We start from the raw sequence: 21811 nt of genomic DNA on the forward strand, positions 1-21811 counted from the left end.
TCGTGTCCAGAAGCAGTTGCACGTATACTTGCATCAGACAATTAAAATACCTGGACACTGGTGGAGACACACAAGGAATGAAACGCCTGGGAACCCTGGATGCCTCTTGGCTGGCCGTAGAATCTGAAGACACCCCCATGCACGTGGGCAACCTGCAGATTTTTTCGCTACCGGAGGGCGCCCCTGACACTTTTCTGCGGGACATGGTGACCCGTATGAAGGAGACCGGCGATGTAGCGCCTCCCTGGGGTTACAAGCTTGCCTGGTCCGGTTTGCTGGGCCGGGTTCTGGCGCCGGCATGGAAAGTCGACAAGAAAATAGATCTGGATTATCACGTTCGCCATTCCGCCCTGCCGCGCCCTGGCGGTGAGCGGGAACTAGGTATCCTGGTATCGCGCCTGCACTCCAATCCCCTGGATTTCGCCCGCCCGCTGTGGGAATGCCACGTTATTGAGGGTCTTGAGAACAACCGGTTTGCGCTCTACACCAAGATGCATCATTCCATGATCGATGGCATAAGTGGTATGCGCCTGATGCAACGGGTACTGACCACTGCCCCTGACAAACGGGATATGCCGCCCCCCTGGTCGGTACGTCCGGAGCGTCGCCGCGGCAGCAAATCCGACTCCGAGGCCAGCGTGCCCGGCGCGGTTTCACAGGCCATGGAAGCCCTGAAGCTGCAGGCGGATATGGCGCCACGCCTGTGGCAGGCGGGCAACCGGCTGGTGCATTCGGTGCGTCATCCCGAAGACGGCCTCACCGCGCCATTTACCGGGCCCGTTTCCAAGATCAATCACCGGGTCACCGGGCAGCGCCGGTTCGCCACCCAGCATTACCAGCTTGACCGCATCAAGGAGCTTGCCCACATCTCCGGCGGCTCCCTGAACGACATTGTTCTGTACCTCTGCGGTACCGCCCTCCGACGTTTTCTGGTGGAGCAGGACGAGCTGCCAGACATTCCGCTGACCGCCGGTATCCCGGTGAACATTCGCCCCTCCGATGACCAGGGCACAGGCACGCAGATCAGTTTCATGATCGCATCCCTGGCGACCGACGAGGCGGATCCATTAACGCGGCTGCAGAACATCAAGACATCCACCCGCAGGGCCAAAGAGCACCTGCAAAAGCTGCCCAAAAGCGCCCTGACCCAATACACCATGCTGTTGATGTCACCCTACATCCTGCAATTGATGTCGGGCCTCGGCGGGCGGATGCGACCGGTGTTCAATGTCACGATTTCCAATGTGCCGGGCCCCCAGAAAACCCTCTACTACGAGGGCGCGAAACTGGAAGCCATGTACCCGGTGTCCCTGATCGCACACGGCGGTGCGTTGAACATCACCTGCCTTAGTTATGACGGATCACTGAACTTCGGCTACACCGGCTGCAGGGACACACTGCCAAGCATGCAGAGACTGGCGGTTTACACCGGTGAGGCGCTGGACGAACTGGAAAGCCTGATTCTGCCGCCAAAGGCCAAATCAGAAGCGGCGGCCAAGCCCAAGGCACCACGAAAGCCGGCGACAAAAAAGAGTAAAGCAGACTGATCGAGCGTAAGATCAGCCCGCGCTTTGCCAGTGGGCAGCGCCCACGAAAATCAGCTGAAGGAAGCGGGTGGTCCGCTTCCGGATCTGCTCGATCTGGTAGTCGTCATCGGCCGAGACGCCGAGCAGATCCGTCAGGCTGAAGGCCACACTCCGGACTACCAGATCACAGGTCATGTCCAGATCCTGGTCGGTAAGGTGATCTACCAGCCTCAGCCTGCGCAGGTCGTTGGCAAGCTCACTGGCAAAGAAACGCATCTCGCTCCGGATACCTTCCTGCACCGCCCTGCTTTCACCTGCCAGCCCTTGAGCCATAAACAGGAAAAAGCTCCGGTTCGCCTGGGCGTGACTGATGAAAATGGCCACCGATTCCTCAATCAGTTTATCCGCCTGCGACACGTTGGCCCGGGCCTCTCGCATCATCCTGCGCAACACCAGTCCCAGCTCATCCACGAGCTGAAGCCCCAGATCGTCCATATTGCGGAAATGCCGGTAAAACGAGGTTGGAACCACACCCGCCTGACGGGTTACTTCCCGGATACCAAGACTGGCGAAATGCCGCCCCTTACCGACCAGCGTTAACGCCGCGCTCATCAGTTTTTCGCGGGTTTCGCCGGGCTTTCTGCGTTGTTTTTCCGCCATCTTTTGTCCGTACCGCCTGCCGTCAACGAATGGCTCACAAGTGTACACATCCGAAAAAATAAAAGTACAGAATGCTTGTCATTTCGAGCCATTACCAGCTGATCCATTGTGACTTTAACGCTCCGTGTGTACAGTCGTACACATTAGTGAACACTTGTACACATGGATAACGGAAAGCCTCAGGGAGGCACTCAGCATGTTAGCGAGAAACACCCAGCACAAAGCTCTGCAATGGCTTGGCAGACAGCTGTTCAACCGAAACGATCCAGAGGCATTTTTCGACCCTCTGCTTGAGCGCATCAATCCGATGTGGGTACAAGAGTACACACCGGCCCGAGTAGAGCAGGTTCTCTCTGAAACCCATGACACCAAAACCCTGATGCTGAAACCGGCCCGACGCTGGTCCGGCTTCAGCGCCGGCCAACATTTGAACATCTGTGTTGAAGTGGATGGAGTCCGCCGCAACCGCACGTTCAGCCTCTCAAGTTCCCCCCTGCTCTGGCGGGACCAGGGGCTGGTCACCCTGACCATCAAACGCCTTCCGGGCGGCCTGGTGACCAACTGGCTTCACGATCATCTGCAAACTGGTGCGGTAATCGGTATGGGCGAGGCCTTTGGCGACTTCCTGATACCAGAACCTGCCCGACCGGTCCTGTTCATTGCCGGCGGCAGCGGCATTACGCCAGTCCTGAGCCAGCTTGAGACCATGGCGGCACAGGATTATCGGGCACCGGTGACATTGCTTTATTTCGTTCGAACCCGTGAAGACGTCATCGCCCGGGAAAAACTGCGGGCACTGGAGGCACGCTATAGCGCACTGACGCTGAATATCATTGCCACCAACGAGTCAGAAGAACCCCGCTACCTGCGTGACCGGGATCTGGAAGCGGTGCCGGGCATCAAGGCACGGCAGGTCTATCTGTGCGGACCGAAGGGGCTCATGGATCTGGCCCGGGACCTTCTGTACCGGAGGGGTATTGCTGACTCGGATATCCACAGCACCTTTTTCTCGGTGCCAACGGCGGATCTGGACAGAGCAACGCTTGGTGGCGAGGTTCAGTTTGAAACCAGTCAACTGGAAGTCGGATCCGAGGGCGATGCCACCTTGCTGGAGATCGCCGAGGCCGCAGGCCTAACTCCGCGCCACGGCTGCCGTATGGGCATATGCCACCAATGCAGTTGCCGGAAAACCACGGGCACCGTCATCAACCGCCTGACCGGCCAGGCCTCCGGCCCCGGCGAGGAAAACGTTCAGCTTTGCATCTCGGTACCCCGGGGCCCGGTGTCACTCGACCTTTAAGCCTATCACCCGATTTTATCGCGGAGCCTTGATGCACCGCAGGGAGTATCACCATGAAAAAGATGACCGAAGCGCAACTCGCAGAGCTTGAAACCGATCTGAACGCGATCCGGGACGAGGTTCTCGCAGACCTCGGCGACCGGGACGCGAGCTATATCCGGCGGATGGTCCGCCTGCACCGAAGTCTCGAAGCCGGCGGCCGGCTCATGATGCCGTTTGGCTTTATACCGCCTGTATTCGTTGCCGCGACGGTGACCCTGGGCGTTGCCAAGATCCTGGAGAACATGGAAATCGGCCACAACGTCATGCACGGCCAGTATGACTGGATGAATGACCCGAGCCTCCACTCCCAGACCTACGAGTGGGACACGGTGTGTACATCAGATTCCTGGCGTCGCACCCACAACTACGAGCATCACACCTACACCAACATCATCGGCAAGGACCGTGACTACGGCTACGCCGTGCTGCGACTCACGGATGAGGAGCCCTGGAAACCCTGGCACGCACTTCAGTTCATTAATTACATCCTGCTGAGTGTGTTTTTTCAGTGGGGCGTGGGGCTGCACGAACTCGAAACCGAGAAACTTCGCAGCCGGGAAATCAGCTGGCGTGAAAAGCTTCCGTTTCTCAAAGAGTTTGCTCGTAAGGGTGGCCGGCAGGCGTTCAAGGACTACGTCTTCTTCCCGCTGCTCACGTTTCCGGTGGCCCCGATTGTTCTGGCGGGGAACGTGGGCGCAAATCTGATCCGTAATCTCTGGTCGTCCACGGTAATTTTCTGCGGCCACTTTACGCAGGATGCGGAAACCTTCACGGAAGAGGAGTGCGAGGGTGAAAGCAAGGGCCACTGGTACCTGCGCCAGCTAACAGGGTCCTCAAACTTTACCGGGGGCCGCTGGCTGCACGTTCTGAGCGGGCACCTGAGCTACCAGGTGGAGCACCACGTATTCCCGGACCTGCCCGCCCACCGGTATCCGGAAATTTCCGGGAAGGTTCAGGCTGTGTGTCAAAAGTACGGCATTCACTACAACACGGGTCGCTTTGCGAAGCAGTACGGCACGGTGTTGAAGCGGATACTCCGGCACTCACTGCCTGAAAAGGTGACCGGAATGGCCAGAGCGGCTTGAGCAGGCCCGACCGGCCAGTCTCTTAGATGCGGCTGGCCGGATCAGGCTATCTGAAGCAATCTCAAAAGCTGGGGTCTGTGCTGATCCTGGATAACGTCGGCCAGAGTGTATTTGTCGAGCACTTCCAGAAAAGCCTTCAGAGCTTCACCAAACATCGATTTCAGACCACAAACCGGCGTTATCTTGCAGGCATTCTTGGAGGAAAAGCACTCCACGATGCTCAGATCCTGTTCGGTTTCCCGAACCAGAATACCGATACTGATGTCAGAAGGGGAACGGTGCAGGCGCATGCCTCCTTTCTTGCCCCGGATGGTTTCAATGTATCCCTTCTTGTTCAACTGATGCACCACCTTCATAAGGTGGTTCTTGGAAATGTCGTAGCTATCGGCGATTTCCTGAATGGTGGCCAGACGATCACCCTGAACTGCCAGATATATCAGTACTCGAAGTGAATAATCCGTGTAGCGGGTGATGTGCATTCAATACTCCAGTTATTGTCACAATCGTTCAGTAAGAAGGTCGGGTTAACAGATAGCAGGCTGTACCACACAGAAATACGCCAGAGATACCCAGCACCACTCCGGACGCCCCAAGCGCAAACAGCATTCCCCAACTCAGCGCCATCATGCTGCAGGCCAGCACCTTCGCCCGTGCCGGCACGGCTCTGCGTGTGCGCCACTGATCAATGGCCGGACCAAACCTGGGGTGGTCTTCAAGCCACTTGGCAAAAGCCGGAGACCCCTTGCTAGCGAAAAATGCAGCCAACAGAACAAAAGGCGTCGTGGGCAACAGTGGAAGCACGACACCAGCGGCAGCCAGCGCAACAGACATATACGCAAGAATTCGGAATCCGGTTTTCCCAAAACGGTCGCCCATTGCGGGGTTCTCACCAAGGTTGATAACTGCATCTATTCTACCGGGATTCAATGAACAGGTCTGCCCAAACGGCTCAGAAAAACCAGACGCGCCACATAGGCCACCTTGACACCAACTGCAAAAACCAGGGTTCCGATGTGCGCGGCAATTTGCACAGAGAGCAACAGCGCGTCCGCAAGCGGGTAGGCAAGCAGAATCGTAGCCAGCAAACCGAAGACGGACAGTCCGAGAGCACCGTTTGCTGCGAACAGCCATTTTTCATAGTCAGCCATGACACACCCCTTTAACATTTACTATAAATACATGTTAATGATATGACCACTTCCTCAGAAAATCAAACCGGAGAGGTTCACCTGCTCTTCTCAGGAGCTCTACGGGCAATACCTCATCGGATATACCCATAAATTAAATTTGACACCTGAAATGCACCTAATCAAAATCCCGCCATAAAGATTTATTCTGTATGAATGTTAAAGAGGAGAAGTTTCATGAAGCTCAAAGAAGCCTACTCAAGTCGACTGGAGGGAGCGCACCATGGCTAAATATCGCCGCCTGTGGTTTTTGCTGATCGGAATCCTGGCAGTAACTTTCACGCTACTGGGGTATTTCGGTGCGGAGGTGTATCGCGAAGCACCGCCAATTCCGGAGCGGGTTGTATCCGCCGATGGCGACACCCTGATGACCGGGGAAAGTATTCTTGATGGCCAGACAGCCTGGCAGTCCGTCGGGGGTATGCAGCTTGGCTCAATCTGGGGCCACGGCGCCTACCAGGCACCGGACTGGACCGCCGACTGGCTGCACCGGGAACTGGAGACATGGCTGGAAATCGCCGCCCGGGAAGAGTACGGACAGGACTGGCACAGCCTCAGCGGGCAACAGCAAAACGCCCTGCAGTACGCCCTGAAAACCGAGTACCGCACCAACACCTACGACGCCGAAACCAGCACCCTGCACCTTTCCGAGCGCAGGGTCGAAGCCATTGCCAAAACCGCCGACTACTACAGCCGCCTGTTCAGTGACGCGCCGGAACTACAGTCTACCCGTGATAACTACGCCATGAAGGAAAACACCCTGCCCAGCGCCGAGCGTCGGGAGCGGATGACCGAGTTTTTCTTCTGGACCGCCTGGGCCGCCGCTACCGAGCGCCCGGAGAGTGACGTTACCTACACCAACAACTGGCCCCACGAGCCGCTGATCGACAACCGGCCAAGCGGTGAGAACGTTGTCTGGTCGTTGATCAGCGTGGTTCTTCTTATTGCCGGTGTCGGTGGCCTGATCTGGGCCTGGGCCTTCCTTCGCAAAGAGGACGAGGAGCCTGAGGCGCCAGTCCAGGACCCGCTCACTGCAGTTGGCCTTACGCCCTCCCAGAAAGCACTGGGCAAGTATCTATTACTCGTGGTTGGTCTGTTCACGTTCCAGGTGATGCTTGGTGGCTTTACCGCCCACTATACGGTGGAAGGTCAGGGCTTCTACGGCATCGAGACTTCGGAGTGGTTCCCCTACTCCCTGATGCGCACCTGGCACATTCAGTCGGCCATGTTCTGGATTGCCACCGGCTTCCTGGCAGCCGGCCTGTTCCTCGCGCCCATCATCAATGGCGGCAAGGATCCTAAATACCAGAAGCTGGGTGTTGATGTGCTGTTCTGGGCTCTGGTTGCAGTCGTTGCCGGCTCGTTTATTGGCAATTTCCTGGCCATCAACCAGATCATGCCGGCCAACCTAAGCTTCATGCTGGGCCACCAGGGCTACGAGTATGTCGACCTCGGCCGCCTCTGGCAGATCGGCAAGTTCCTCGGCATCGTGTTCTGGCTGGTGCTGATGCTTCGCGGCATTGTGCCCGCCCTGCGACAGCCCGGTGACAAGAACCTGCTTGCCCTGTTGACTGCGTCGGTCGTTGCCATCGGCCTGTTCTACGGTGCTGGCTTCTTCTACGGCGAGCGTACCCATATCTCGATCATGGAGTACTGGCGCTGGTGGATTGTCCACCTGTGGGTTGAAGGCTTCTTTGAAGTGTTCGCAACCGCGGCCCTGGCGTTCATTTTCTGCAGCATGGGCCTGGTCTCCCGCACCGTGGCGACAGCTGCCAGCCTGGCTTCCGCCAGTCTGTTCATGCTCGGGGGTGTACCCGGCACCTTCCACCACCTGTACTTCTCCGGCACCACCACACCGGTCATGGCAGTGGGCGCCACCTTCAGTGCACTGGAAGTGGTACCGCTGGTGGTACTCGGCTACGAAGCCTGGGAAAACTGGCGCCTGAAATCGCGAGCCCCGTGGATGGAAAATATCCGCTGGCCGCTGACCTTCTTTGTGGCAGTTGCCTTCTGGAACATGCTCGGTGCCGGCGTGCTCGGGTTCATGATCAACCCGCCCATCGCGCTGTATTACATCCAGGGCCTGAACACCACGCCTACCCATGCCCACGCAGCCCTGTTCGGTGTCTACGGCTTCCTGGCCCTGGGCTTCGCACTGATGATCCTGCGATATATCCGCCCGCGCATCGTTTTTGACGAGCGACTGATGAAAGTCGGCTTCTGGTGGCTGAACATTGGCCTGGTTCTGATGCTGTTCACCAGCCTGTTGCCGGTCGGGTTCATCCAGTTCATTGCCAGCGCCAGCGAAGGTCTCTGGTACGCACGCAGCGAAGCCTTCATGCAGAGCGATATTCTGCAGACCCTGCGCTGGGTAAGAACCATTGGCGACGTGGTCTTCATCGTCGGCGCCCTGGCCGTCACCTGGCAGGTGGTGAAAGGGGTCTTCTTCCCGGATCTCGAGCCGGTTGCCCTGGAAACCGATGAAAAGGGCGCTGCCAGCGAGCTAAGCGCCTGATCAAACAGAGGATGGGCCAGGGACGGGCCACTCTGGAATACCGGATGGGAGGCTTACCTCCCGAGGGGTATCGGAATTGGTGATCTGATCTGTAATACTTGGTCTATAATCAGGTTAAAAAACAATCGGCAACAGGACCAACCCGATGCCCCAGAACAAGCTGACAGACCGTTTTGGCCGCACCGTCAACTACGTGCGTCTGTCCGTCACCGACCGGTGTGACTTCCGCTGCGTGTACTGCATGGCCGAGGACATGACTTTCCTGCCCCGTCAGCAGGTTCTGACGCTTGAGGAAATCGCCCGCGTTGCCCGCAACTTTGTTGATCTGGGTACCGAGAAAATACGCCTGACCGGCGGCGAGCCCCTGGTACGCAAGGATATTCTGGAACTGGTCAAGGAAATAGGCACCTACGGGCTGCGCGATTTCGCCATGACCACCAATGGCAGCCAGCTACCCACCATGGCCGAGCCCCTGCGCAAGGCCGGTATGCATCGCCTGAACATCAGCCTGGATTCTCTGGATGCTGAGAAATTCCACAACATTACCCGCACCGGCAAACTCTCCCAGGTGCTGGACGGCATTGATGCTGCCCGGGAGGCCGGCTTCCGCGGCATCAAGATCAATACCGTGGTGATGAAAGGCCGCAACGATGAAGAGGTCCCCGAGCTGGTCGAGTTCGCCCGGAAGAAGAACGTAGACATCACCTTTATCGAAGAAATGCCCCTGGGTGAGATTTCCGAGCATGATCGTGGTCTTGCCCTGTGCACCAGTGAGGAAGTGCGGGACATCATCAGAAAGCACCACGAGCTGGTGCCTGCCACCGAGGATACCGGCGGTCCTGCGCGTTATTACCGCATGGAAGATAGCAAGACCCGGGTCGGTTTCATTTCACCGCATTCCCACAACTTCTGCTCCACCTGCAACCGGGTGCGGGTAACCGTCGAAGGGCGGCTGCTACTGTGCCTGGGCAACGAGCACTCGGTGGATCTGCGCAGGGTTCTGCGGGGCAATCCGGTGACCGATGACAAGCTGCGGGAGACCATCATCAACGCCATGGATCTGAAGCCGGAGCGGCATCACTTCTCCAGTAATGGGGATGTGCAGATTCTCCGGTTCATGAACATGACTGGCGGTTGAACAGCCAGCACAAAAAAGGGGCCAGATGAAGGTTTTCATCTGGCCCCTTTTTCATTTCTAGTGATCCATTCCACCCATACTGTGCATTGCCATGCCGGAATTCAGGTGATCCATCGTGATCTCCGGGAAAGCCATAGTCTCTCCGCCGTATTCCATTGCAAACTTCTCGGCTTCGGCCTTTGCTGCAAAGGAGGCTAGCGTTGGACCCATGGCACCCTTTCGGCTGGAACCAACAACATAGAAGGCGTCTCGGGCGTCGATCAGGGCGGTGTCGTCCGGGCTTGCCCACTCGGTTTCGGCCATGTCGTGTACGTACAGGGTATGATTGCGGTTAACATTCTCTGGCTGAAGCGCCCACGCGAACATGTCCCGGGTGGAGCAGAATTTGCGCACGTGCTGGTCCTTTTCGGTGATCGCCTGTCCTTTGGGACCGGGGAAGTTGGTAATGACCATGCCGCAGACGTGGCATTCATCGCCGGTTGCGAAATTGACCGGGGCGGCTTTGGCAGTCGCTTGTTCTTCGCTACCTGAACAAGCGGTCAATGCGAAGGCTGCCAGGGCGACCAGGAGCCAGTTGGGTTTACTTCTGTTCATCGGGATAACTCCGTTCAGATACGGCGGTTTCGGAAAAGTAACAGAGCGCCTGCCAGCGGGATGGCAAACCACAACACCAGACCAATCCACAGGCCCGCTGCGCCGACGGGCAGATCGGCGCCAAGGCTGAGCACGCCACTGAGCTGGGCGCTGTCGCCAAAGGCAACGATATTGAGCAGGCGGTAGATATCCGTGGGGTTGAGCATCAACAGCCAGGGCAGCAGTTCCGCGCTGAACTGGCCTTCGTTGGCCACCAGGGTACCCAACAGCATCAGGTCGAAGATCAGCACGAAGAAGAACCAGATCGCCAGGGCCAGGCCGGCGGCGATGGGCTTTTCGCTGACCCGGACACTGATCACATAGGCTAGGGCAATAAAGCCCCACCCCAGTAGCACGGTAGAGCCGATGAAGCGCAGCATGGCTGCCGCGAGACTGGCGATGGCCACGTCTTCGACCAATACGGCAATGGCCACGCCCGCTACGCCGAAACCAATTACGGTGGCCAGCGCGAGGGTCAGACCATGGCCCAGAAACTTGCCGAGCAGCAGTTGGCTCCGACTCATTGGGTAGGTCAGCAGCAACAAAAGGGTTCCCCCCTCTTCTTCGCCCACGATGGCGTCGTACGCCAACAACAATGCGATCAGTGGAATGAGGAAAATCCCGAGGCTCGCGAGGCTGGCAATGGTGGCCGGCGTGGAGGCATACCCCACCTGCCCCGACGCTGCGGCACCAAACCAGGCGATGCCCAAAGCCAGGGTCGCAAACACCAGGGAAATGGCCATCAACCAACGATTGCGCAGGCTATCGCTGAGTTCTTTTCGGGCAATGGTCCAGATACTGTTCACTGGCTGCCTCCACGGTGGGCCAGGCCACCCGAACCGATAAAGTGCACGTAGATGTCTTCCAGGCTGGGCTGATGAATGCTGATATCGGCCACTTCACCCGAGGCCATTACGGCATTCAGCAGCGTCATCTTTTCCCTCGGCTGCACATCTACCTGCAGGCGCCCGCTGTCAGTCCTGAGGATCAGGCCACTGTTACTCGATGCCCTGTCAATTACCTTTTCCAGCGCCGAGATACTGTTCGCGGGATCCAGAGACAGGGTTACCGGCATATTGGCCTGCCGCCTCAACGCGGCCAGATCCCCGGCGGCCTTCAGCGCACCATTGGTAAGAATGGCGGCACGATCAATATAGGGCTCGACACCGGGCAGGACGTGGGAACACAGCACGATGCCCGTGCCGCCATTACGCAACTCTCGTAGCAGCCGGTACAGGTCTGCCGTGGCGACCGGATCCAGTCCAACGGTAGGCTCATCCAGCATCAGCAGCTTGGGCTCGCCCAGCAGCGCCTGGGCCAGACCAAGACGCTGGCGCATGCCTTTCGAGTAGGTCTTGGTGCGGGCATTCATGGCATCGCCCAGGCCCACCTGCTCAAGCAGTCGGGGCACTTGCTGCAATGACGCACCTTTCAGCCGGGCAAAATGGGTAAGAATCTCCCGCCCGGTCAGTTGCGGATAAAACATCACATTCTCAGGCAGGTAACCGATGTGCTGGCTCACCTGCGGATCCCCGGCGTGACCACCCAGCACGGAAACCGAGCCCTGATTGGGCGTCATCAACCCCAGAATCAGCTTGATGCAGGTTGTCTTTCCGGCCCCGTTGTGACCAAACAATCCCAGGATCTCGCCCGGCTCCAGGCGCAGATCAATTCCGTGCAGCACCGGGCTCTTGTCGTACCGGTAACTCACATTTTCAAGGTGAAAACAGCTCATCGGATCTCCGGTTGAAGCTCTGCGGGCATCCGCATCAGAGGGTGGGAATCGGTGACACCGGCGGCCTTGACCACCGGAAACGCATCCTGCACCCAGCGCAGGGTATCCACCGCCGGGCTGAACATCAGAACCTTGGCTTCCGGGTATTTCCACAGCAGCCGGTCCACGTTGTCGTTGGGCTCATAGGGCACATCGCCAACGCCATCCTGATTCCGGTCCCAGCCCAGGTAATCACTCCAGAAATTGCCGCTGTTACCTTTCGACCACTCCTGGGTGCGGGTGGCCACATACTTGACCTGCCGCTGATTGTTCACGAACGCGTTGCCAAAAACCTCGTTGTCTTCCGAACCCGCCGTCAGATGAATGCCGATATTACTGTCAGCGAAAACATTGCCCTCAAAGGTGTTGTACAGGGAGTTATAGATAAACACCGCCTTGCCTTCGGCGCCCTCAATGGCAACACCAGCTGTCTGCCCCTGGGACACCCCCGTCACCACATTCCCCCGCAGCTCCGACTGGGTAATGAAATTCATCAGAATCCCGTAGTTCTCATCATTCACCGACCGGTTGTTGATCACCGTCAGACGCTTGCTCTGCATCAGCGCATAACCGGTTCGGGTGTTGCGGGTAACGTTGTTCTCAAGCAGATTATTCATCGAGTACATGTAATGAATGCCATAACGCAGATCCGCCATCTCATTGCCGCGGATCGTATTGTTATTCGCCGTCTCGATGTAGATCGCATCCCGGGTCTGACGAATGTCATTGCCCTCAATCAGGGCCCCGGTCGTGTTGAACAGATGAATCCCGTTACCCCGGTCATTCGGACGCAGCGAGTCATCACCTCGAATCGTATTATTGCGAACCGTCACATCCGGCGTTGCATCCAGCCACACCCCAAAACCCGGCCCATCCAACCGGTTGTTCTCAACCACGGCGCCGCGCGCCTCCCGGGCCACAAAAACTCCCGCATCCAGCTCGTTCAGGTCTAGGCCCCAGTTGCGAACGGCACAGCCGGAAAACCTCACTTCCTCGGCAACAATATCCACTGCATTCCCCAGCCCGCCCGCGTCAATGACCGTGTCGGAATGACAAGACACAGACACCCCGGGCACCCGGATTGCCAGAGACGAAATCTGTTCAGGGGGAAGTTCAAAGCTCGCGCCCGGTTCCAGAGCATCAAGCTGTTCTTGCAGGTCCGCGTTCGCGGTCAGCGATAACAGAGCGACTGTCAGGGCCACTCCATAACGCAAGATTCGATACATCAACGTTTCTCAAAAGTAAGGAAATTGGCGAACTGCACTTTACCTCGAGCAAATCGATGGCAAAGGGCTTTCCGAAACCGTAGAGGGCCATGGATGGCCCGATCCGAGCCCTACAGGGAAGTACTCGCGGGCGTGTTTCGGAAAGCCCTTTGCCATCGGTTTGCCACACCCAAGCAGCAGGCTTACCAGGGCCCGACCATCAGGCCCCGGCAAGACCGACCGAAATCAGGCCTTCTCTACAATCATGCGACCCCGCATCTCCATATGCAGTGCATGACAGAACCAGTTGCAGTAGTACCAGTGCACCCCGGGGCGATCCGCCTTGAAGGTCACTGAAGACGTCTGCTGCGGACTGATCTCCATGCTCACGCCATGGTTCACCATGCAGAAACCGTGGGTAACATCCTCAATGGTGTCCAGGTTGGTCACGTACACCGTCACCTCATCACCCTGCTTCACCTTGAACTCGGTCATCCCGTACTGCGGCGCAATCGAGGTCATGTAAACACGAACCTTGTTGCCATCCCGGATAACCTTGTTGTCGGCTTCCAAAGTCACACCATCCTTCTTGGCCTGCTCAACAGCAGAGGCAAAGAACGGATCGTCGCGCTCATAGATCTTCCGTGTCTTGATCTGATCACGACGTACAAGGATGCAGTCGTGGGGCTCAGCGAAGGTCGGGCCGTCGTGAACCAGCTTCATCTCCTCGCCGGAGATATCGATCAACTGGTCGTTCTCCGCGTGCAGAGGTCCAACCGGGAGGAACCGGTCCTTGGAGAACTTCGACAGTACCACCAGCCACTTGCCATCAGCATCCCGGGATTCGGTCAGGGACGCGTGGTTGTGGCCCGGCTGATAATGGACGTCCAGCTTCTGACGGATGTAGTTCACATCCTCGCCGTTGTAGTGCCTGATGGCATCGGCAATGTTCCACTTGGCCACCTGGCTGTCGATAAACAGAGTGGTGTAGGCATTGCCACGGCCGTCAAAGGTTGTGTGCAGGGGCCCAAGACCCAGTTCCGGCTCGCCCACCACGGTATCCCGCGGCTCGATCTTGCCATCAAACAGATCATCCAGCTTGTCGATCGCAATGATGGATACGGTCGGAGACAGCTTGCCGTTGGCAATGAAGTATTTGCCGTCCGGAGAGGTATTCAGACCGTGCGGGTTCTTCGGAACCGGAATGTAACGGGTCAGCTCCGAGCCGGCACGACCGTCTACCACAGGCACCTTGGAATCACCCAGGGTCTTGTAGTTGCCATTCTTGACCGCCTGCTCAATACGCTCGATGTTGAACACCACCGCCCAGTCGCGATCGTTGCGCATGGTACCGGCCAGATCCAGCGCCTTCTCCGAGTTGTAGCAGGTGGAGCAGGCGTATTTGCCGGTGTAGTCGGCATCGGTGTTATCGAGGTTACCGTCAACAATCACCTGGAAGGCCACCTCCATGGTTTCCGCATCCAGGGCGTTAAACATGGTAAAGCTGCTCTCAAGGCTGGTGTCGCTGCCATCGTTCGGATGGGGAATGACATACTCGGCGTTGCAGAACACATACTTGGTCTTGGGGACCTTCTGCAGCCGGAGGCCATGAATGGCCTGAACGTTCGGAATTGTGGTGATCTTGTCACACTTCATGATATCCAGGCGGATACGGGCAACGCGGGTATTGGCTTTGTCGTTGATGAACAGGTATTTGCCGTCGTAACGACCGTCCGTCATGGAAATGTGGGGGTGGTGGGAATCACCGTTCAGGTGGGTATTGTCATGGCCCAGAACGTCCTTGCTCTCGTTGCTGATACCCCAGCCCGTCGCGGAATCCACGTTGAATACGGGGATACGCATCAGTTCCCGCATGGAGGGTACGCCCAGAACCCGAACCTCACCGGAGTGACCACCACTCCAGAAGCCGTAGTACTCATCAAGCTCTCCCGGATGGATCACGTATTTGTTGCGGGCCTCCTCGGCTGCGGCCGCGAATGCCTCACGGGACATTACCGCGGTGCCGAGCCCTGTTGCACCGGCGACACCCGCCAGAGCAGCAGCCCCCATGAACCGACGGCGACTCTGGCCGCTTTCCGGAAGCTCGTTCAGGTCTTTGGTCAGATCATCTCTTCTTTTCATAACATCCAACTCCGTTATTGGTAATGGCGGTTTACTTCTCATGCTTTCTTTTTTTGGGACTACTCAGGACACCTGAACCACGGGTATTTCCTCCGGGTGGCCCGGTGCATTATGACCACGGCGCTTACCGCGTCGCTTGACGATCAGCGGCGGGCACTTGTGGTCATCGAAATAGGTCATCTGGCAATCCAGGCAGTAATGGCATTCCATGTAGTTGATGTGCCCGTCCGGATGGATCGCCTGGACTTCGCACTCGTGATCGCACAGCCGGCAGGGGTTGCCACACTCCTTGCGCCGCTTGAGCCAGTCGAACACTCTCAATTTGCTGGGCAGCGCCAGGGCTGCACCCAGCGGACACATGTAGCGGCAGAACACCTTGCGGGTGAACAGGTTGACCACCAGCAACAGGACGGCGTAAGTCACGAAAGGCCAGCTACGATCAAACTTGAGGGTGATCGCGGTCTTGAACGGCTCTACCTCGGCCAGGCGCTCGGCGGTTGCCATGGAATCGAGGGACACCCCGAACAGCACCAACAGGATGATGTACTTGATGGCCCAGAGCCGTTCGTGCACTGCAAAGGGCACGGTGTATTGAGGCACCTTCAGCTTCCGGGCAATTTCATTCAGCAATTCCTGGAGTGCACCGAATGGGCACAACCAGCCGCAGTAAACCGCCCGCCCCCAGAGCAGGACGATGGCGGCCACTACGGCCCAGAGGATGAACAACATCGGGTCGATCAGGAACGTGCTCCAACTGAACCCGCTGATCAGGCTATTGGCAAATGTGAGCACGTTGACGATGGACAACTGCCCCATGGCGTACCAGCCGATGAAGAACAGCGTGTAGGTCAGAAAGGCGTGGCGAATCCAGCGCATCATCTTCGGCTTTTTCACCAGCCAGTCCTGGAAAAACAGGATGAACATCAGCACACCGATACCGATACCCAGCACCACAATCTGGAATTCCCGCTGGTACCACACCTGGACCCACATGGGCTGGCTCTCCAGCCATTCTTCCTCGGAGACGACAGGCTCCGGACGGGTGTAATACTGCTCCGGCAGCTGATACTCCAGCGGAAACACCTGGAATTCACTATCCAGGGGACCGGTCTGGCGCTTGACCGTGAGTTCGAGTGTCCAGGGGGTGCCGGGATCGAAGTTGTACTGCTGGCGAATAATGAAGATCGCCATCTCGGTGAATTCCGGCATGCCCTCGGCGTAGACATCGCTCAGCCGGTAGAAATCCAGGTCGCGGAAGTTGAAGGTGTCGCCGAACTGACGGATCTGGATGCGGTCGAAAATGCCACCGCGAACATAACCGGAGCCCTTGAAGGAGTACTCGCCGTTGGCCATGACGGCAATGGCGTGCTCGCCCTCCTCAAGTTCGGATGTCAGCCACTGGTACTGGCTCTCTCCCAGCAGGTTACGACCAATAGTCGGAACATCCAGGTAGGCGGTATACAGATCGATCAGTGGCTCATTTCGTTCTTCGGGCCCTGCGGTATCAACACCCTCGGCTTCCGTACCCTTGAAGGAATCATCCACCTGCCCCTTGGTGAGCAGCAGCCGGCGCACCGAGCCGTCTCCGGTCAGTTCCTCCCAGGTTTTCTGCTCGAAGGCCTGCTTGTCCACGGTAGCCAGCGGCGGACGGGTGCCGTCCTCGCCCTCAACCATACCCAGTTCCACGCCCACCCGATGGGCAGTACGCATGATCACTTCGTTGATGACCATCACGGTGACAGTGGCGCCGGAAAGTCCGTCAACGGCTACCTTGCGCTCCGAGGAGGTTCCACCCACGGTTACCCGCTGGTCGGCTTTCAGGCCCATATACTGATCGGTAAAGGTATGAAGCTTGCTCTCGGGAATACCCACCAGAAGTATGGGTTCGTCGTGGTGGATGACCTTGGCGGCTTTGATCGTTCCTTCGATATCCAGTACGACCATGGCGTTGACGGGTTTGCCCGAGTACGCGGGGGTCTGGACAAAGTCCAGGGACTGATAGGCGTAGCCCACCAGTTCATCGCGGGCATAGAGCTCCTGAATGGCTCGGTTGCCTTTCCGGGGGACAACCCGGGTGACTTCCGGGAAAGCCTGCCCGATGACCTGACGACCGGCAACGGGCTCATACTTGGCCAAAGGCGCTGCATTCAGGGCCATGGCCATGATCGACGCGAAAAAGAGAACAGCGAAGCGGGAAAAAACGGACACAGAAGACTCCCTGAGAAAAAGCGCCTTATTGCTTCAGCCTAGGCAAATTAGAGGAAAATCAAATACCTCTTATTGAATACACCTGGCAGGTAAACTGATCGGATTCTCGCTGTCAGCCCAGGCTGACAGCGTTTCCCTGCGTATCGAGAGGGAGGTAATTATTGATATGACCAAGGCGGATGGACTCCACCATCATGGTCAATGGTTGTTGCGCTTCGTCAGTGGATGGAGGCGTGCCGCCCCGGCCAGACATGGCGGCAACAAACACCACGTCCCAGGACTGGCCCGTGGCCCGGGACTCTTCATGCAGCGTCGCGAAATCCGGGGCTTCATCGGGGGTCTTGTCGACGCAGACTACCGGCGTCAGGGCGCCACCCTCGCCGCGCTCGAAGGCGGCTTTTTCTTCCGGGGACGCCTCATCCGGCAACTCTGCCCGGCAGAACACGAATAGCAGGCGCTGGGGTTCCTGCTGGCTATAAGAGGCCTGAATCAGGTCACTGTAACTGCTGATCATTTTGGTGAATCCTTACTGGTACCGGGCCGCTGCGTTTTACGCCTGGCGGGCAATGAGCTGGTCGTTTGATGTGAGCCTGCGAACTTCATCGCATACTTCTTCCACGGCTTCTTCGCCGTAACTCTGTCCATAATGTTTCTTGAAGCCGAAGTCGTAGAGCCGGACGTGCTCATCAGGCTCAACACCGACGTTCTCGAGGCATGCCCGGGCACAGTGCAACGGACAGCCATCAATCACGGTAATCGGGCGACCAGATCGGGCGGTTTTCACGAGGGACGGCACCTTGCCGCCAACGCCCGAAATGCAGGACATTTCAAATTCACCGGCATGGTCGAGCCGGACCGCCACATTGTTGGCCAGCTGCGCAACATCGGAGCAGCCGGAACATGAGTAAATCAGCGGTCGTTGTTTTCTCGCGATCACTCGTCCTCCCATCCAGAAACCTGGAGGCTTGCAAAAATGTGTTCAGTTACTGACTGATCTCGATCAGGCGCTGGGGATCTGAAATAAACAGTCGGCTACGGTTAACCCGCACCAGTCCGTTGGACTTGAGATCCGCCAGAATCCGGGAGAAGGTTTCCGGCTGCATGGCGAGCCTGGAGGCCACCAGGCACTTGGGCAGTGGCAACTCTACTTCTCCACCCTCCTCTGCACCGTTGGGCAGCAGGTCGATCAGGTAGCGGATCAGGCGGTCACGGGCGTTCTGGACGGTCATGATTTCCAGGTCGTGGAACCGGGAAACGGCGCGTTTGGCGTAATGCCGCAGCGCTGCCTGAGCGTATTTGGGGTTGCTTTCCAGCATGTCCTGGTAGGCCTTGACCGGAATCATCAGTACTTCGCTGGATTTCAGGGCCTCGGCGTAGCAGGCATACCGGGGCGGATCGGCGTAGATCATGACTTCGGCAAAGCAATCACCGGGGGCGATGCTGTCGAGAGTTCGGTCGATACCAGAGGAGTCCAGGCGGTACAGACGCAGGCGGCCGGAAATCACGAAGAAGAAATGGTGCGCCGGCATGTCCTGGCGGTAGAGCAGCTGGTGATGGCCAAGGCGGATTCTTCGGGACTGCTGGATCAGGTGCTGCAGGTCTTTGCCATTGAGTTCCGAGAAAAGTGGATGGCTACGCAGGGCCTGGAGGTCGTCTTCATCATCGAAAGGCTTGTTGACGGCGACGAGCACGGGTTTGGTGTAGCGGGTTTCGGCCGTTTGGGTCATTGCCATTGGTGTATCCTCTCTGCATATTCATGCATTCGAAATCATGTTTTAAATAGTAGAAGGATACTGGGGGAAAATCGCTCCCCCCATGGGGGTAGTCGGGGAGTTATTCGGGAGTAATTGACCTAACTCAAAGTGTTCTGTTGCCAACTAATTTGAGCTCAACAGGAATTCACTGAGCCTTGGTATTGGCGGACTGACTGTAGAGCACAGGTTGGCAGCCAGTAGGGCTTCCCAAAACGCGCTCCTTGCGGCACGTCCCTGTGACGCTTGACTGCAGCCATCCATGGCTGCAGACAGTTTTGGGAAGCCCTACTGACCACCAACCTCCCGACCCCGGAGCCAAACCCTTAATTACTGCATCAGGGGCGAGTCTGGGAGTTCGAGATCGACACCTTCCACACCCGTTTCAGCAGCCAGAACCTGCAAGTACTGACGGAATGCCCGGCGGGTTACACTCTCGCTCAGATACTGCCGGATCTGGGGTTTGACGTGCTCGTACGGGAGCTGCTGGCCGTCGATTCTCTGGTCAACGCGAACGATGTGCCAGCCGTAGCGGGTTTCGATCAGTTCCGGGTTCAGGCCTTCCTGGAGGGCGAGGACCGGGCGCTCGAATTCGTCGACGGTCTGGCCTTTGCTGATCTGGCCGAGGCTGCCTCCCTGGTGACGGGATTCGCAGGCGGAGTATTGTTTGGCCAGTTCGGCGAACTGGGAGCGGCCGTCGATGAGGGACGACAGTAACTGTTGGCCGGCTTCTTCCTGGCGGATGCGTTCCTGGACGTCGTCCGGGGCAGCGGCGAGGAGGATGTGGCTGACAGCCATCAGTGTGGGGCTGCGGAAGCGGGCCGGATTGGCGTTGTAGAAGCGTTCGCAGTCCTGTTCGGTCGGGTCCGGGACGTTGAGTTCGAATTCCAGAACCCGGGCGATGCGGTCTTCTTCGTCGTCGATGTCGTCGAGCTTGAGGCGGCTGGCCTGCTGCAGGAGCAACTCGCGGATGACGAGGCTTTTGGCAGCTTCGTGCCAAGCTTCGGCGACTTCCTCGGCCGGGTGATGCTGCATTTCCCGGGCGATGTCGTCTTCGCCGATGAGGGTTTCACCCACATAGACCGGCGGGAACTGGTTTCTGGGTTTTTCGGCGTCGCCGACGGGGATGAGTTGCATAGCAATAACCTCAGGGAACATGGGGTCAGATGAAGGCTTTCATCTGACCCCGTTTTCATTTACATCAAGCGCGCTTGCGAACCACCTGGTACTTCCGCCCGAAATACTCCACCGGCACGCTGAGCATGTGCACCAGGCGGGTGAAGGGGAAGAGCACGAAGATGGTCAGGCCCAGGAAGATGTGGGTCTTGTAGATCCAGTGCACATCGGCGATGTAGCCGGCCACGCCGCCCTGGAGGGTGACAATGCCCTGGGCCCAGGCCGAAAACTTCAACATGGTGCTGCCATCCAGATGGCCCATGGTGGGCAGGATGGTCAGAAGGCCGAGTGCCAGCTGAACCACCAGAATGACGATGATCATGTTGTCCGCAAAGGTGCTGCTGGCCTTCACGCGGGGGTCGGTCAGCCGGCGCCAGGCGAGCATGCCGCCGCCAATGATCGCCATCACGCCAGCAATACCGCCGACGACGATGGCCATGACCTGCTTGGTGCCAGGTGTCATGAACGGCTCGTAGAAAGCGTGTGGAGTCAGCAGGCCCACCAGGTGGCCGAAGAAGATCACCAGCACACCCACATGGAACAGCACGCTGGCCATCACCATGTTTTTCTTGCGCAGCATCTGGCTGGAATGGGCTTTCCAGGTGAACTGGCCCTGGTCATAGCGTGCCCAGGTACCAATCACCAGAATCGCGAGAGCAATGTAGGGATAAACCCCGAACAGTAGTGTATTCAGATAGGACATCATTTCCGTTTCCTCCTGCGCCCTCAGGCGCGCCCTGCCTGACGGGGTGTTGCATCCGTCATCAGCTGATCACTCAGGTGAATGGTCTGGGTCTGTTCCAGTTCGCGGCGGCGTTGGCCTACAACGCTGCCGGTACTGCAGGAGCTGCCCTGATCATCAACAAATTTCACCATTTCCTCTTCCCAGACCTTGTCCAGAGCCTCCGGGGTATCGTCGCGCTCTTCCGCGGCGACAATCTCCGCAAGCTCCTGGCGGTTCGCGCTTCGACCGGACAGGGTCAGCAGGGAATCCATCACCACGTGATAGAAGCTTTCCCGTTGATACAGTCGCTCGCCCAGCAAACCCAGGATGTGGTGGATGTCCTCCAGCCAGTTCCGGATCTCGTCCCAGGGGCGGGTGGAGAGGTATTCCAGGAACAGCGGCAGGTAATCCGGCAGCTCCCGGGCGTCGATCTCCAGACCGTTGGTACGGTACTCCTCCATCAGGTCCACCATGGCCTGGCCCCGGTCGCGGGATTCCCCGTGCACGTGTTCGAACAGCAGCAGGGATGTCGCCCGGCCCTTGTCGAACATGCCCACGTAGTTCTCCTGCATGTCCAGCAGGTCGCCATCGCAGATCATTTCTACACAGCGCAGCAGTTGCTCCTTGTTCTGCCTCGGCAGCCGGCTGTCCTCAAGGACTGCGGCTACCAGGGCGTCTTTGGAGGCCTGGAGTTCTTCGGTCGGGTACTCAAGCACCCGTGCCAGTACTTTCAAGAGTTGCATCT

Annotated in this window: 21 protein-coding genes; 5 read left to right on the forward strand and 16 right to left on the reverse strand. The window is 57.9% G+C overall.

Annotated elements, in window-relative coordinates; translation table 11 throughout:
• Positions 1 to 77 precede the first annotated feature (77 nt).
• A complete protein-coding gene (locus tag SIC15_RS15850; RefSeq protein ID WP_412536432.1) occupies positions 78 to 1547 on the forward strand; it encodes a WS/DGAT/MGAT family O-acyltransferase in 1470 nt (489 codons plus the stop codon).
• Between the two features lie 12 nt (positions 1548 to 1559).
• On the opposite strand, the gene SIC15_RS15855 is transcribed toward SIC15_RS15850, so the two are convergent.
• The gene (locus tag SIC15_RS15855; RefSeq protein WP_062781202.1) at positions 1560 to 2186 is read right to left on the reverse strand and encodes a TetR family transcriptional regulator; all 627 of its coding nucleotides are present in this window, start codon (positions 2184 to 2186) and stop codon (positions 1560 to 1562) included.
• A 196-nt stretch (positions 2187 to 2382) separates the two neighbouring features.
• Between SIC15_RS15855 and SIC15_RS15860 the strand changes: the two genes are divergently transcribed.
• Positions 2383 to 3486, forward strand: a complete 1104-nt coding sequence (locus SIC15_RS15860; RefSeq protein ID WP_412536433.1) for a ferredoxin reductase — start codon at positions 2383 to 2385, stop codon at positions 3484 to 3486.
• A gap of 53 nt (positions 3487 to 3539) precedes the next feature.
• A complete protein-coding gene (locus tag SIC15_RS15865) occupies positions 3540 to 4613 on the forward strand; it encodes a fatty acid desaturase family protein (protein WP_069184460.1) in 1074 nt (357 codons plus the stop codon).
• 41 nt (positions 4614 to 4654) lie between these two features.
• Here SIC15_RS15865 and SIC15_RS15870 read toward each other — a convergent pair whose 3' ends face one another.
• From SIC15_RS15870 to SIC15_RS15880, 3 genes are read right to left on the reverse strand one after another with little or no spacing between them, the layout of a single operon-like run.
• Positions 4655 to 5092, reverse strand: coding sequence for an RrF2 family transcriptional regulator (locus SIC15_RS15870; RefSeq protein ID WP_069184461.1), 438 nt, complete (start codon positions 5090 to 5092; stop codon positions 4655 to 4657).
• A 28-nt stretch (positions 5093 to 5120) separates the two neighbouring features.
• Positions 5121 to 5489 (reverse strand): YbaN family protein, encoded by a 369-nt coding sequence (locus tag SIC15_RS15875; protein WP_069184462.1) that lies wholly within the window; start codon positions 5487 to 5489, stop codon positions 5121 to 5123.
• A 47-nt stretch (positions 5490 to 5536) separates the two neighbouring features.
• Positions 5537 to 5761: a hypothetical protein gene (locus SIC15_RS15880; RefSeq protein WP_069184463.1), complete on the reverse strand. Its 225-nt coding sequence runs from the start codon at positions 5759 to 5761 to the stop codon at positions 5537 to 5539.
• A 262-nt stretch (positions 5762 to 6023) separates the two neighbouring features.
• On the opposite strand from SIC15_RS15880, the gene SIC15_RS15885 reads away from it, so the two are divergent.
• Both SIC15_RS15885 and moaA read left to right on the forward strand, forming a co-directional pair.
• Positions 6024 to 8315, forward strand: a complete 2292-nt coding sequence (locus SIC15_RS15885; RefSeq protein ID WP_412536434.1) for a nitric-oxide reductase large subunit — start codon at positions 6024 to 6026, stop codon at positions 8313 to 8315.
• Between the two features lie 145 nt (positions 8316 to 8460).
• Positions 8461 to 9453 (forward strand): GTP 3',8-cyclase MoaA, encoded by a 993-nt coding sequence (moaA, locus tag SIC15_RS15890; protein WP_136629304.1) that lies wholly within the window; start codon positions 8461 to 8463, stop codon positions 9451 to 9453.
• A gap of 57 nt (positions 9454 to 9510) precedes the next feature.
• On the opposite strand, the gene SIC15_RS15895 is transcribed toward moaA, so the two are convergent.
• The 12 genes from SIC15_RS15895 to narJ all read right to left on the reverse strand — a co-directional run bounded on the left by SIC15_RS15895 (position 9511) and on the right by narJ (position 21809).
• Complete coding sequence (locus SIC15_RS15895) at positions 9511 to 10047, reverse strand: nitrous oxide reductase accessory protein NosL (RefSeq protein WP_136629303.1); 537 nt, start codon at positions 10045 to 10047, stop codon at positions 9511 to 9513.
• 14 nt (positions 10048 to 10061) lie between these two features.
• On the reverse strand, positions 10062 to 10892 hold the full coding sequence (locus SIC15_RS15900) for an ABC transporter permease (protein ID WP_136631352.1): 831 nt from the start codon (positions 10890 to 10892) through the stop codon (positions 10062 to 10064).
• The gene (locus tag SIC15_RS15905) at positions 10889 to 11821 is read right to left on the reverse strand and encodes an ATP-binding cassette domain-containing protein (RefSeq protein WP_136629301.1); all 933 of its coding nucleotides are present in this window, start codon (positions 11819 to 11821) and stop codon (positions 10889 to 10891) included. Before SIC15_RS15905 ends, SIC15_RS15900 begins: the two co-directional genes overlap by 4 nt.
• Positions 11818 to 13086, reverse strand: coding sequence for a nitrous oxide reductase family maturation protein NosD (locus SIC15_RS15910; protein WP_412536435.1), 1269 nt, complete (start codon positions 13084 to 13086; stop codon positions 11818 to 11820). Before SIC15_RS15910 ends, SIC15_RS15905 begins: the two co-directional genes overlap by 4 nt.
• A 225-nt stretch (positions 13087 to 13311) precedes the next feature.
• Complete coding sequence (gene nosZ / locus SIC15_RS15915) at positions 13312 to 15207, reverse strand: TAT-dependent nitrous-oxide reductase (protein WP_222465290.1); 1896 nt, start codon at positions 15205 to 15207, stop codon at positions 13312 to 13314.
• Positions 15208 to 15270: 63 nt separating this feature from the next.
• Positions 15271 to 17370 (reverse strand): transcriptional regulator NosR, encoded by a 2100-nt coding sequence (gene nosR / locus SIC15_RS15920; RefSeq protein WP_412537629.1) that lies wholly within the window; start codon positions 17368 to 17370, stop codon positions 15271 to 15273.
• A gap of 157 nt (positions 17371 to 17527) precedes the next feature.
• Positions 17528 to 17929, reverse strand: coding sequence for a ribonucleotide reductase subunit alpha (locus tag SIC15_RS15925; protein WP_069184472.1), 402 nt, complete (start codon positions 17927 to 17929; stop codon positions 17528 to 17530).
• A 36-nt stretch (positions 17930 to 17965) separates the two neighbouring features.
• Positions 17966 to 18352: a putative zinc-binding protein gene (locus tag SIC15_RS15930; RefSeq protein ID WP_412536436.1), complete on the reverse strand. Its 387-nt coding sequence runs from the start codon at positions 18350 to 18352 to the stop codon at positions 17966 to 17968.
• A gap of 46 nt (positions 18353 to 18398) precedes the next feature.
• On the reverse strand, positions 18399 to 19148 hold the full coding sequence (locus tag SIC15_RS15935) for a Crp/Fnr family transcriptional regulator (RefSeq protein WP_136629295.1): 750 nt from the start codon (positions 19146 to 19148) through the stop codon (positions 18399 to 18401).
• Between the two features lie 348 nt (positions 19149 to 19496).
• The gene (locus SIC15_RS15940) at positions 19497 to 20303 is read right to left on the reverse strand and encodes a peptidylprolyl isomerase (RefSeq protein ID WP_136631351.1); all 807 of its coding nucleotides are present in this window, start codon (positions 20301 to 20303) and stop codon (positions 19497 to 19499) included.
• Positions 20304 to 20367: 64 nt separating this feature from the next.
• Positions 20368 to 21045 carry a respiratory nitrate reductase subunit gamma gene (gene narI / locus SIC15_RS15945; protein ID WP_069184500.1) on the reverse strand — a complete coding sequence of 226 codons (678 nt, stop codon included), beginning with the start codon at positions 21043 to 21045 and terminating at the stop codon, positions 20368 to 20370.
• Between the two features lie 23 nt (positions 21046 to 21068).
• Positions 21069 to 21809, reverse strand: a complete 741-nt coding sequence (gene narJ, locus SIC15_RS15950; RefSeq protein ID WP_069184477.1) for a nitrate reductase molybdenum cofactor assembly chaperone — start codon at positions 21807 to 21809, stop codon at positions 21069 to 21071.
• Positions 21810 to 21811 lie beyond the last annotated feature (2 nt).

This window comes from Marinobacter sp. MIT932201 (assembly GCF_047123295.1).
Lineage (GTDB): Bacteria > Pseudomonadota > Gammaproteobacteria > Pseudomonadales > Oleiphilaceae > Marinobacter > Marinobacter salsuginis.

Excerpts from the sequence above, each read along its gene's own strand:
- SIC15_RS15875 (WP_069184462.1), bottom strand. The coding sequence starts at position 5,489 with ATGGGCGACCGTTTTGGGAAAACCGGATTCCGAATTCTTGCGTATATG.
- SIC15_RS15910 (WP_412536435.1), bottom strand. The coding sequence starts at position 13,086 with ATGTATCGAATCTTGCGTTATGGAGTGGCCCTGACAGTCGCTCTGTTA.
- narI (WP_069184500.1), bottom strand. The coding sequence starts at position 21,045 with ATGTCCTATCTGAATACACTACTGTTCGGGGTTTATCCCTACATTGCT.
- SIC15_RS15850 (WP_412536432.1), top strand. The coding sequence starts at position 78 with ATGAAACGCCTGGGAACCCTGGATGCCTCTTGGCTGGCCGTAGAATCT.
- nosZ (WP_222465290.1), bottom strand. The coding sequence starts at position 15,207 with ATGAAAAGAAGAGATGATCTGACCAAAGACCTGAACGAGCTTCCGGAA.
- SIC15_RS15870 (WP_069184461.1), bottom strand. The coding sequence starts at position 5,092 with ATGCACATCACCCGCTACACGGATTATTCACTTCGAGTACTGATATAT.
- SIC15_RS15855 (WP_062781202.1), bottom strand. The coding sequence starts at position 2,186 with ATGGCGGAAAAACAACGCAGAAAGCCCGGCGAAACCCGCGAAAAACTG.
- SIC15_RS15905 (WP_136629301.1), bottom strand. The coding sequence starts at position 11,821 with ATGAGCTGTTTTCACCTTGAAAATGTGAGTTACCGGTACGACAAGAGC.
- SIC15_RS15895 (WP_136629303.1), bottom strand. The coding sequence starts at position 10,047 with ATGAACAGAAGTAAACCCAACTGGCTCCTGGTCGCCCTGGCAGCCTTC.
- SIC15_RS15865 (WP_069184460.1), top strand. The coding sequence starts at position 3,540 with ATGAAAAAGATGACCGAAGCGCAACTCGCAGAGCTTGAAACCGATCTG.
- SIC15_RS15880 (WP_069184463.1), bottom strand. The coding sequence starts at position 5,761 with ATGGCTGACTATGAAAAATGGCTGTTCGCAGCAAACGGTGCTCTCGGA.
- SIC15_RS15925 (WP_069184472.1), bottom strand. The coding sequence starts at position 17,929 with ATGATCAGCAGTTACAGTGACCTGATTCAGGCCTCTTATAGCCAGCAG.
- narJ (WP_069184477.1), bottom strand. The coding sequence starts at position 21,809 with ATGCAACTCTTGAAAGTACTGGCACGGGTGCTTGAGTACCCGACCGAA.
- SIC15_RS15860 (WP_412536433.1), top strand. The coding sequence starts at position 2,383 with ATGTTAGCGAGAAACACCCAGCACAAAGCTCTGCAATGGCTTGGCAGA.
- nosR (WP_412537629.1), bottom strand. The coding sequence starts at position 17,370 with ATGGCCATGGCCCTGAATGCAGCGCCTTTGGCCAAGTATGAGCCCGTT.
- SIC15_RS15885 (WP_412536434.1), top strand. The coding sequence starts at position 6,024 with ATGGCTAAATATCGCCGCCTGTGGTTTTTGCTGATCGGAATCCTGGCA.
- moaA (WP_136629304.1), top strand. The coding sequence starts at position 8,461 with ATGCCCCAGAACAAGCTGACAGACCGTTTTGGCCGCACCGTCAACTAC.
- SIC15_RS15940 (WP_136631351.1), bottom strand. The coding sequence starts at position 20,303 with ATGCAACTCATCCCCGTCGGCGACGCCGAAAAACCCAGAAACCAGTTC.
- SIC15_RS15935 (WP_136629295.1), bottom strand. The coding sequence starts at position 19,148 with ATGGCAATGACCCAAACGGCCGAAACCCGCTACACCAAACCCGTGCTC.